Origin of the sequence: Anaerohalosphaera lusitana, assembly GCF_002007645.1 — a bacterium.
In the GTDB taxonomy this organism is placed as follows: domain Bacteria; phylum Planctomycetota; class Phycisphaerae; order Sedimentisphaerales; family Anaerohalosphaeraceae; genus Anaerohalosphaera; species Anaerohalosphaera lusitana.
The window spans coordinates 3,031,992-3,043,757 of the sequence record NZ_CP019791.1 but is presented as its reverse complement, the minus strand read 5'-3'; the positions used below and the strand labels follow the sequence as shown (position 1 = coordinate 3,043,757).

The 11,766-nt window shown below is 53.5% G+C and carries 9 protein-coding genes; 6 read left to right on the top strand and 3 right to left on the bottom strand.

The window, feature by feature from the left end; translation table 11 throughout:
• Positions 1–134 precede the first annotated feature (134 nt).
• From STSP2_RS12215 to carA, 5 genes are all read left to right on the top strand, one after another.
• Positions 135–869, top strand: a complete 735-nt coding sequence (locus tag STSP2_RS12215; protein ID WP_146664064.1) for a Bax inhibitor-1/YccA family protein — start codon at positions 135–137, stop codon at positions 867–869.
• A gap of 179 nt (positions 870–1,048) precedes the next feature.
• Complete coding sequence (locus STSP2_RS12210; RefSeq protein ID WP_146663044.1) at positions 1,049–1,615, top strand: D-sedoheptulose-7-phosphate isomerase; 567 nt, start codon at positions 1,049–1,051, stop codon at positions 1,613–1,615.
• A 198-nt stretch (positions 1,616–1,813) separates the two neighbouring features.
• Complete coding sequence (locus STSP2_RS12205; RefSeq protein WP_146663043.1) at positions 1,814–3,463, top strand: NAD+ synthase; 1,650 nt, start codon at positions 1,814–1,816, stop codon at positions 3,461–3,463.
• A 136-nt stretch (positions 3,464–3,599) separates the two neighbouring features.
• Complete coding sequence (carB, locus tag STSP2_RS12200) at positions 3,600–6,812, top strand: carbamoyl-phosphate synthase large subunit (RefSeq protein WP_146663042.1); 3,213 nt, start codon at positions 3,600–3,602, stop codon at positions 6,810–6,812.
• Positions 6,813–6,822: 10 nt separating this feature from the next.
• Entirely contained in the window at positions 6,823–7,953 is a 1,131-nt protein-coding gene (carA, locus tag STSP2_RS12195) for a glutamine-hydrolyzing carbamoyl-phosphate synthase small subunit (RefSeq protein ID WP_146663041.1), read from the top strand.
• Between the two features lie 74 nt (positions 7,954–8,027).
• Here carA and STSP2_RS12190 read toward each other — a convergent pair whose 3' ends face one another.
• The 3 genes from STSP2_RS12190 to STSP2_RS12180 form a co-directional block, all read right to left on the bottom strand.
• The gene (locus tag STSP2_RS12190) at positions 8,028–8,621 is read right to left on the bottom strand and encodes a TetR/AcrR family transcriptional regulator (protein WP_169853187.1); all 594 of its coding nucleotides are present in this window, start codon (positions 8,619–8,621) and stop codon (positions 8,028–8,030) included.
• A 244-nt stretch (positions 8,622–8,865) separates the two neighbouring features.
• A complete protein-coding gene (locus STSP2_RS12185; RefSeq protein WP_146663039.1) occupies positions 8,866–10,101 on the bottom strand; it encodes a serine/threonine protein kinase in 1,236 nt (411 codons plus the stop codon).
• 59 nt (positions 10,102–10,160) lie between these two features.
• Positions 10,161–11,180, bottom strand: coding sequence for a radical SAM/SPASM domain-containing protein (locus STSP2_RS12180; protein ID WP_146663038.1), 1,020 nt, complete (start codon positions 11,178–11,180; stop codon positions 10,161–10,163).
• A gap of 399 nt (positions 11,181–11,579) precedes the next feature.
• On the opposite strand from STSP2_RS12180, the gene STSP2_RS17345 reads away from it, so the two are divergent.
• On the top strand, positions 11,580–11,729 hold the full coding sequence (locus STSP2_RS17345; protein WP_169853186.1) for a hypothetical protein: 150 nt from the start codon (positions 11,580–11,582) through the stop codon (positions 11,727–11,729).
• Positions 11,730–11,766: the final 37 nt, after the last annotated feature.

Sequence of the window (11,766 nt, the reverse complement as noted above, 5' to 3'; positions counted from 1 at the left end):
TACGCTGACTGCTGCATCGAACAATAGTAGCTGTGCAAGCGTATGCCTTTTGATTTACATGATAGTGTTTTGCCATTAAAATATTTCGTGATCTTAGTCCAAATGCTTTTTAGGAAATTGAGGAACTCAAAATGATGCGTACAGCAAATCCCGCATTAAAGCAGAACACATTCGAAGTAGCGGTCCCGAGCGACCGCCCAATGAGCATCACAGGCACCGCGGTCAAAACCGGCGTACTGCTGATCCTCGCAGTTATCACAGCCTCATGGACGTGGGGCATGGCAGCCGAAAAGTCTGTCCAGGCCACGATGCCGTGGATGTGGACGGGCGTTCTCGGCGGAGTTGTTTTCGCCATCGCGACCGTGATCAAACCGAAGTGGGCACCATTGACCGCTCCATTTTATGCCTTGCTTCAGGGACTTTTCCTGGGCGCGATATCTGCCGCCTACAGCCAGGCCTACCAGGGCATCGTCCCCCAGGCCGTGCTGCTCACCTTCGGCGTGTTGGCATGCATGCTTGTCGCTTATGTATCCGGCATCGTAAAAGCCACCGAAAACTTCAAGCTCGGCGTGGTATCCGCCACCGGTGCGATCGGTCTGGTTTATCTAGTCAGTATAATCGCCAACGCGTTCGGCGGCCAGATACCGTACATTCACGGCAGCGGCATCATCGGCATCGGCTTCAGCATCTTCGTCGTCGTCATAGCCTCGCTTAATCTCGTTCTGGATTTCGACTTCATCGAGCGCGGTGCGGTCAACGGCGCCCCCAAATATATGGAATGGTACGGCGCGTTCGGCCTGATGGTAACCCTCGTCTGGCTCTACATCGAGATACTGCGTCTGCTCGCAAAGCTCAACAGCCGAAGATAAAAAAGTATGTGAACGTATTCACAAGCAATCCAATGGGCCGACGTTCTTCTTAAGCGTCGGCCTTTTTCTACATCCACGATCTGCGATATTCTTCTCCGCATTACGCAATTGCCCTCGCCCCCCAAATCTGGTATAGTACGCCCAAACCTGTTAAAACTCACGTATATGAGGGATCAAACGTGAAAGACGCAATACAAAACTGCATAAATGAACACAAAAAGCTAATCGAAGCCTTCGAAACAGACTGCATAGACTCGGTCGCAGCCGCCGTTGACCTGCTCACGGACTGCTTCAAAGCCGGCGGAACCGTCTACCTCTGCGGCAACGGTGGCTCGGCCGCCGACGCCCAGCACGTAGCGGGCGAATTTGTCGGCAGACTCAAACACGACAAAATAGCCCTCCCCGCCGTCGCTCTCAGCGTCGATTGCTCCGTCCTGACCTGCGTGAGCAACGATTACGGCTTCGAAGAGGTCTTCGCACGTCAGATACAGGCCCTCGGTCGAAAAGGCGACGTACTTTGGGCATTTTCCACCAGCGGCACCAGCAAAAACGTTCTAAAAGCCGTCGACGCTGCCAAATCTCAGGGCCTCAAGATCATCGGCTTCGTGGGCAGACCCGATTCGCCGCTCGAAAAGCTCTCAGATGTATGCGTCGGTGTAGATTCTCAATGGTCCTGCGGCGCCCAAGAGGTCCACCAGCTCGCCTATCACATTATTTGCGATCTCGTAGAACGGACCTTTACATAATAGAACCAGGCCGATAAATGGGCCTCCCTAAACAAGTGGCGATAATCACACGGCTTACAATGCTGAAAAACTGGATTTTGGATTTGACTTTTGCGAATTCGCCTGTAGACTGTTCCGGAATTTGGAATAACCGAAAAAGCAACGCCACCTTTGCGGCTTTTTCGCAAACATTACAAGTAAAGATGACAGGGATGCACAATGCGAGTTGGACTCGGACAATTTGACGCGACAGTAGGCGACATCACGGGCAATGTTGCTTCCATGACACGTCTTTACGCTGAATTGGTCGAAGCCGGCGCAGATATCGTGGTATTCCCCGAAATGAGCATTTGCGGCTATCCCGCAGAGGACCTCCTCCACAAACCGCATTTCCTCGAAGCAAACCGCACAGGCCTCGAACGGCTCGCCCGCGCATGCGGCGAAGTCGTAATGGTCGTCGGCTTTGCCGAAGGTGAAAAAGATGCCTGCTGCAATTCTGCCGCCGTACTCAAAAACGGCAAGATCGAAAAAATATACCGCAAGGGCATGCTCCCCAACTACGGCGTTTTCGACGAACAGCGGTACTTCAAAGCAGGCACCAAACCTGAATACATCGAAGTCGAAGGCATGCGGGTCTTCATTACCATCTGCGAGGACATCTGGGAGCTGGACTGGCTCGACGATTTCACCAGCCCGACCGGCAAAAAGGACCTCCTGCTCAATATTTCCGCTTCACCTTTCCACGCAGGCAAACTCTACGAACGTCGCCAGATCCTCCGAGGCTGTGCAAAACGTTTCAACTGCGCCATCGCTTACTGCAACCTCGTAGGCGGTCAGGACGAACTCGTATTCGACGGACGCAGCATGTTCGTCGACTTCAGCGGCGAAGTCGTCGCACGCGCCAAAGGCTTCGAAGAAGACACTCTCATCGCCGACATTGAACCCGACGACTCAGGCAAATGCAGAACAAAAGCTGTAAAAGCCGCCTGGAAGTGGGGTGATGTAGAAGAACGTTACAAGATCGAAGAGGTCTACAAGGCCCTCGTGCTTGGAACTCGCGATTACGTCGGCAAAAACGGCTTCGAAAAAGTCATCCTCGGACTCAGCGGCGGCATTGACAGCTCCCTTGTCGCCGCCATTGCAGCCGAAGCCCTCGGCCCCGAAAACGTACTCGCCGTCACAATGCCGTCCCGCTTCAACAGTGCTGAGACCATAACCGATGCCGAAAAACTCGCTGAAAACCTTGGCATTCAGTTCGAGACCGTGCCCATCGGCGAAGTGCTCGAAGAATTTGACGATACACTATCCTTATTACAGGGCTGGGGCAGCGAAGGTGTCGCATACGAAAATCTCCAGGCACGTATCCGCGGCACCATCCTGATGTCCTACTCCAACCAGTTCGGCTGCATGGTCCTCACCACCGGCAACAAAAGCGAAACCGCAGTCGGATACTCGACTCTCTACGGCGATACCGCAGGCGGCTTTGCCGTAATACGCGACGTTCCCAAGACAATGGTATACGAGCTGTGCCGATACATAAACGAATCTCAGGGCCGCGAAGTTGTCCCCGAAAGCGTGATCACCCGTATCCCCAGCGCCGAGCTCCGTGAGAACCAGGCCGACAGCGATTCTCTGCCCGATTACGACATACTCGACAGCATTCTCAAAGGCTATATCGAGGAAGACAAGTCCGCCGCCCAGATAATCGAGCAGGGAAACGACGCCGAAACCGTCCACAGGGTCATCCGCCTGGTCGACCGCAACGAATACAAACGCAGACAGTCGCCCCCGGGCGTTAAAATAACCCCAAAGGCCTTCGGACGCGATAGACGTATGCCGATAACGAATCGATACTATCAGAATGACTGACACAGCGAATTCATAAATTGAAGTAAGCTGAAAAAATAATGAACAGTTGTGCCGCTCAAGAAATACTGAAACTGACAGGATTTTTTTTGCGCGCATAATTTATGCCCTTAACTAGCATGGACAGGAAGAATAAGTAATGCCGAAACGCAAGGACATTAAAAAGATTCTCATAATTGGCTCCGGCCCCATCGTCATCGGACAGGGCTGCGAATTCGACTACAGTGGTGCCCAGGCCTGCAAGGCTCTCCGCCGCGAGGGCTTCAAGATCGTCCTGATCAACAGCAATCCCGCTACGATCATGACCGATCCCGAGCTCGCCGACCGCACCTACATCGAGCCCATCACGCCCGAAATGGTCGAAAAGATCATACGCAAGGAAAAGCCCGACAGCCTGCTCCCCACCCTCGGCGGACAGACCGGCCTCAACACTGCCGTCGCACTCGCCGAGCAGGGCATCCTCAAAAAGTACGGCGTCAAGCTTCTCGGTGCCAACCTGCGTTCCATCAAACGCGCCGAAGAACGTGACCGCTTCAAGAAGATCATTGAAGACATCGGCCTCGAGGTCCCCAAAAGCGGCTACGTCCATTCCTGGGCCGAAGCCAAAAAGATCGTCGAAGAGACCGGCTTCCCCGCCATCATCAGGCCGTCTTACACCCTCGGCGGTATGGGCGGCAACGTCGCATACAACATGGAAGAATATGAAGAATACATCAACTGGGGTCTGGGCCTCAGTCCGATCAATCAGGTTCTCGTTGAAGAATCTGTTGTCGGCTGGAAAGAGTTCGAGCTCGAGGTCATGCGTGACCGCAAGGACAACGTCGTCATCGTCTGCTCCATCGAGAACCTCGATCCGATGGGCGTACACACCGGCGACAGCGTAACCGTAGCACCCGCTCAGACCCTGACCGACAAAGAATACCAGATGATGCGTGACGCGTCCCTCAAGATCATCCGTGCCATCGGCGTCGAAACCGGCGGATCGAACATCCAGTTCTCCGTCAACCCCGAAAACGGCAAGATGTACGTTATCGAGATGAACCCCCGCGTTTCACGAAGCTCGGCACTGGCTTCCAAAGCAACCGGCTTCCCCATCGCAAAGATCGCATCTCTGCTCGCAGTCGGATACACACTCGACGAGATCCCCAACGACATCACCAAAAAGACGCCCGCCTGCTTCGAGCCTACCATTGACTACGTCGTAACCAAATGGCCTCGTTTCACCTTTGAAAAGTTCCCCAAGACAAGCCCCGAGCTCACCGTCCAGATGAAATCAGTCGGCGAAGCAATGGCCATCGGGCGAACCTTCAAGGAATCTCTCCAGAAGGCCATCCGCTCACTTGAGATCGACAGGTACTCCTTCGACAGCAAGTACATCGTGCCCGACCTCTCCGACACCGAGCTCAACGAACGACTGCGGATCAATTACTGGGACAAGCTCTGGTACATCGCCGAAGCCATCCGCCGAGGCAAAAGCATCGACGAGATTTACGCCATCACCGGCATCGATCCCTGGTTCCTTAACAACATCCGCCAGATCGTTGAACTCGAACTCCATATCAAAGAGGGCGGCCTGTCCGTCCTTGACGCTGCGACTATGCGTCAGGTCAAAGAGTACGGCTTCAGCGACAAATACCTCGCCGAGATCTGCGGCATAACGGAAGTCGAGTTCCGCAACCGAAGAAAAGAGCTCGCAGGCTCGGTCGTCTACAAGACCGTCGACACCTGCGGCGCAGAATTCGAGGCACACACGCCTTACCTCTACTCCGCCTTCGAAAGCGAATGCGAAGCCGATCCGACCGACAAGAAAAAGGTCATCATCCTCGGCGGCGGCCCCAACCGTATCGGTCAGGGTATCGAATTCGACTACTGTTGCGTACACGCGGCGTTTGCAATGGACGAGATCGGCATCGAATCGATAATGGTCAACTGCAACCCCGAAACCGTCAGCACCGACTACGACACCTCCGACCGCCTCTACTTCGAGCCGCTCACATTCGAAGACGTAATGAGCATAGTCGAAAAGGAAAAACCCTTCGGCGTCATCGTGCAGTTCGGCGGCCAGACACCGCTCAAGCTCGCTACCTCTCTCGAAGCCGCAGGCGTGAACATCGTCGGAACACCTCCCGACGCGATCGACCGCGCAGAGGACCGAAAACGCTGGAACGCCCTCGTCAGCAAGCTCGATCTCCAGCAGCCGTTCAGCGGCACAGCACGCTCATACGAAGAAACCCTCAAGATCGCCAACAAGCTCGGCTATCCGCTGCTTATCCGTCCCTCTTTCGTACTCGGCGGCAGGGCGATGACAGTCGTTTACGACGAACCGTCACTGAAAAAATGTGTTGACGAAGCCCTCGTCGTATCAGGCGAACATCCCATCCTCGTCGACAAGTTCCTCGATGACGCGACTGAACTCGACGTCGACGCTATCTGCGACGGCGACCGGGTCGTCATCGGCGGCATCATGGAACACATCGAGGAAGCAGGCGTCCACAGCGGCGACAGCGCATGCTCTCTGCCGCCCGTTTCTCTCAAGCCCGAAGTGCTCGACGAGATCAAACGCCAGACAAAACAGCTCGCTCTCGAACTCGGAGTCCGGGGCCTGATCAACATCCAGTATGCCGTAAAGGACGACGAAATTTACATCCTCGAAGTAAACCCCCGTGCAAGCCGTACGGTCCCCTTTGTCTCAAAGGCGATCGGTGTCCCGCTGGCAAAACTCGCTGCCAAAGTCATGGCGGGCATGACGCTCGAAGAGCTCGGCTTCACCGAAGAGGTCAACCGCGACCATTACGCGGTCAAAGAGGCCGTCTTCCCGTTCTTGAAGTTCCCCAACAGCGACGTCCTGCTCGGCCCGGAAATGCTCAGCACAGGCGAAGTCATGGGTATCTCAAGCGATTTCGGCATGGCCTATGCAAAGTCCCAGATCGCGGCAGGCAACGTCCTTCCGCTCGAAGGCACCGTCCTGATCAGCGTAAAGGACCGCGACAAACCGCGAGCGGTAGAAGTAGCAAGACAGCTCCACGAGATGGGCTTCAAGATCGTCGCCACAAAGGGTACATGCATCGAGCTGATCAAGAACAACGTTCCAAGCCAGTTCGTCTTGAAGATGTCCGAAGGCAGACCAAACATCGTCGACTCCATCATAAACGGCGACTTCGACCTGATCATTAATACAACAGTGGGCAAGCAGTCGATAGAGGACTCGTTCCAGATCAGAAGAAGCGCCCTCGACAGGCAGATCCCATACGTCACCACCGTAAGAGGTGCCCAGGCGGTCTGCAAGGCTGTCGAAGCAATGAAGGCCAAAAAACTTAACGTACGTGCGATTCAACTTTACTACAAAAAGTAAGGACATAATAGTGAAGGCTATCTTATTACTTGAGGACGGCAGAGTATTCGAAGGCAGAGGCTTCGGTGCAAAAGGCACCACCTGCGGCGAGGTTGTGTTCAACACCTCCATGGCAGGCTACCAGGAAATTCTGACCGATCCGTCATACAACGAGCAGATCATAACGATGACCTATCCCCAGATAGGCAACTACGGAACCAACGACAACGACTGGGAATCCGACCGCGTTCAGGTTGCAGGCTTCATCGTCAAGGAAAACTGCGACTACCCCAGCAACTGGCGAAGCAACCGTTCGCTCAGCGACTACCTCAAAAAGAACAAGATCGTTGGTCTCGAAGGCATCGACACTCGCGCACTCGTAAAACACATCCGTGAAAAAGGTGCAATGCGCGGCGTCATATCCTCCGCCGAACTGAACGTCCAGAAGCTCCAGGCCAAACTCGACAAATACCCGGGCCTGGTAGGGCGGGACATCGTCAAAAATGCCACGATCTCAAAACCCTTTGTCTGGAAAGAGGGCCTCTGGGACGTCGAAGCAGACAAACCCGAAGACACAGGCAAACCAAAATACAAGGTCGTCGCTTACGACTTCGGCATGAAACACAACATCCTGCGAAATCTCGCCTCCCGCGGCTGCGAGGTCCACGTCGTACCCGCTGACACACCAGCAGGGCGGATCATGCAGCGAAAACCCCACGGCATCTTCCTCAGCAACGGCCCAGGCGATCCCGCTGCTGTAGCATACGCAGTAGAGAACATCAAGAAGCTGCTCGGCAAGGCGCCGATCTTCGGCATCTGCCTCGGCCATCAGCTCCTCTCGCTAGCACTGGGCGGTACGACATACAAGCTCAAGTTCGGCCACCGCGGTGCGAATCATCCTGTAAAGAATCTCCGCACCAAGGAGATCGAGATCACCAGCCAGAACCACGGCTTCTGCGCCGATCTCGAATCGCTCAAGGAAACTGACGTAGAGCTGACCCACATGAACCTTAACGACAACACCCTCGAAGGCATCTACAGCAAAAAGCTAGGCGCGTTCTCCGTCCAGTACCACCCCGAAGCCTCCCCGGGACCGCATGACGCAAGCTACCTCTTCGAAGAATTCACCAGGCTCATGGACGAATGGAAAAAGAAGAAATGACGGCTTTCCTGTGAAAGCTCTAAAGCTTCCAGAAATGTTTCAGGCGTGGGTGCATCATCGCATCCACGCTTTTTTTACATCACAACCGGCTCAACAGACATAGCTGACAAAACAGTATCGACCAGATGAGCAAATCCGTGCGGCGTCGGCTCCACCTGATCCAGCGTCACCGCCCCCGCCATCGTCGCCAGGATCAGTTCGAGCTGGGTCTCCAGGCTGATCTCTTCGGTCAACTGACCCGCCTGCCTGCACTCCACCAGAAGCTCACGAAACTCGTTAGTATACCACTGCCAGAACTGCGACAGCTTATACTGTATCTGTGGATTAGACTTGTGTGTACCAGTGTAAAGTCGGAAAATTAGTCGGCAGTTCACCCATTTTCCGGAGGTATGCAGCTCGTCCAGCTTATACACGATCAGCCGCAGCCGGTCGATCGGATCGGCATTTCGAGATACAGATCCCATCAGCTCCTCATAATCATTGGTAAGCTGATCTATGATCTTTTCGCACAGTTGCTCCTTACTCTTGAAATGATGATAGAACGCTCCCTTTGTGATTCCGCCCGCCGTCAGTATGTCGTCCAGCGTGGTCGCATCACACCCGTGTGTGCTGTACAAAGTGCTTGCCAGCCGCAGTATCCGGCCTCTTGTTCCACTCTTGCCAGGCATAATGAATCCTCCTAATAGATCAGTTGCCCGAGAGAAAAACCTACAGCAGAAAAAAGTTGATGCATCCAGTGAGTCCCCCATAAAAGCCGCCCCCCTTGGCTGTTTGACGGCCGTACCTGCTTTCTCCTCGTATTATCAGCATTTTTGAAATAGCTTTCAACACCTATTCAAAAAGCCATAATCCTCCATATATACAATAATAAGAGGCGCACTTACCCTGTCTAGGTTGAAAATCCTGAAAAAACTATTTATTTGCCATAAATAAGATTACGACAAGAAGGATTGCAATTATCAGCGAAAGCACGGTCACCGCGATCTTGTAACCTGTCACAGTTGACGCAGGATACATCCGCTCCTCGCCTTCCTCGAGCTCGACAGCCTCACCTTCCTGTTCCAGCTCGCTCAGGTCAGACAGATTGAATTTGTCATGAGCCCGCACCGGCGGCTGGCCCGCCTTAACAGCGTCCAGATCGACAAGAAGCTCGGCAACATTCGTATACCGCTCTTCCTTCTTCTTCGCCATCATCACTTCGATGACTTCCGAAATCCCCGCCGAAAGAGAAGTGTTCAGATGGTCCGGCGGCACGATCGGTTCGGTCACATGCTTCTTCATCACCTCAGAAGGTGTCTTCGCCTCGAACGGCACCTTACCCGTAACCATATGATACAGCGTCGCCCCCAACGCGTAAATATCTGCTCGCCCGTCAATGTCCAGCTCCCCCCGTACCTGCTCCGGCGCGATGTAGTAGGGCGTTCCAAACGCTTTGCCCCTCTCATTCTCCGCCGCTTTGATATCCGAGGTCTCACGCGCAAGCCCCATATCCGCAAGCTTGACCACGCCCTCGGAATTGATCATGATGTTCTTCGGCTTGACGTCCCTGTGGATCATGCCCTGAGCATGCGCGTGTTCCAGCGCACGAGCCACCTGAGTGATTATATCCAGCGCCTCACCCTCATCGAATATCTTACCCTTCGACAGATCATCATAAAGCGTCTTGCCCTCAACATACTCCATCACGAAGTAGTAAAGCCCCCCAACCTCACCCACGTCGATCGCCTGCACGATATTGTTATGATTCAGCTTCGCCGCAAGCTTCCCCTCTTTATAGAAACGCTTGATATAGTTCGGCTTTTCGCTGTACCGCTTCGGCAGCACCTTGATCGCTACGATCCTGTCCAGGCTGAGCTGCTTGGCCTTGTAAACAACCGCCATCGCCCCCGCCCCGAGCTTGCCGATAACCTTATAACCAGGTATCTGTCCGGCCGCCGATTTACTCTCACTTATATAAGTCTTGAGCCTCTTCGCCTGATCAGAAGTCATCAGTCCGCGCTTAACCATCAACTGTCTCAGCGAAACGGCACGATTCTTTTCTCGATATGCCTTGAGTTCGCTTATGATCTTCTTAAGGTCCTCTTCCGTGACCAGGCCCTGATCGACAGCCATTCTGCCGAACATTGTATCAAAATTAGTTTCGCTCAAGAGCTTGTCTCCTGGAACAAACCAACGATTTCCTAAACTGAAGTTGCGCCCCCGCCGGGCTAATCCGTATAACACTCCAAAGGTCCAATTATCCCCTGAAATCTACCGTTGTCAAAGAAAAACTGCCTTATATCGGTGCAAAGGTGACATTTACCGGCATATTCACCCCGCACTTCATAACCCGCTTCAAGTGCTGTATTTAGCAAGCCTGCCGGTCCCGCCTCGACCAGTCGCGCCACCATCTGCTCATTCTCGATATCCAGCGACCGCCATATATCCTCCAGCGACCTATCCTCCACGTTGCCAACGATTATTCCGCTGCACAAACCCGAAAATATGTTCCCGTAAGGATCGATATGCACGCCCTTACCATCCATCCATGTCCTCCGGCAGTTCTGCTTCTGTATGATCTCAAGCGGTTTCCTCTCCGCCAGGTGCCCAAGCCTCCCCGCGGCCCGGCCGGTCAGCCTGCAAGGATAATCGCCCATCGCAGACTTATATACCGCCTGCTTCTCCTCTTCCGTCATTCCTGCAAAATCCAGCTCGGCATCCAGATAATCCGCCCACCTCACCAGCACCCGTTCGCGTCCCAGAATATCCTCCGCAGCACTCGCCAGCCGCTTGATCTTGTCCGTACTGATATACTCAGCATGAAACGGATCCCAACTGATCTTGAGCCTTTCCACCCCCGCATCCTTCAGCAGCCGCACATTCCTCTCGATAACAGACGAGCTCACCGCCCACGAAGCATTAGTCTCCACCGAATCCGCGGGACGTAGCCCCATCCGCTTCGCCTCATTCAGCACCTCTGCAAGCCGGTCCGCATACAAAAAAGGCTCACCGCCCGTAATGTGCACAGACGCCCGCGCACCCGCCAGCCGCTCAAGCGACTCCCAGGCCCCCACAGCCGTCTCGGTCTTCATCAGCCCGCCCTTATCCGGACTGCAGTTGTAATAGCAGAACGCACACGCCGCCGAACACTTGTACGTGAGCATCAGCCCCGCATACTTCCACAGCTTGAACTTCTTCTCGTCCCGCCGCCGCCTGCTGTTGAATATGTTTTCCTGTAAACTTGTCACGCTATCCCAATAATAAACTCACTCTAATCGCTACTTATAAACAGTTGAAATGTCACTTGCAAGCAAAGAAGCAACACAAACACCCCCGAACCGAAGCAAAACAGGGCATATCGGCCCAAAAGACAGTAGGCTGAACAAAAAATTGCAAAAAATTACAAATTTCCCCTGCCTTATCTAACCCGCCAGCCCGCCTTTTATTGGACGTGGTAAAAATATCTTCTTTTTCCACTCATTACACCAACAAGATATTGCGCAAAATCTCGTCGTTTGTCTATATATGGAAATGTCGCTTAGAAAATTCCGAATGCCTTGAAATCTCGCTTTTTTGAAGTTTTCCGCTCATTAAGCCCGATACGAAGATTATCACGTATTGGTTTGGTTTGCATATGGAGCACAAAAATGAGCAAAAGAGAGATAATCGACTTCATCATGGAACTCAATAGAGGCGCAAAGCCGGAATTCCTCGCACAATTCTCACGCGAAGAGTTGGACACTTACCTTGAGCACCTCATGGAAGTCGATCTCAGCGAAATGGCCCTCTCAGCCTGATTAAGTTTATATTGCAGGTTTCACCGGGGGCACCGCT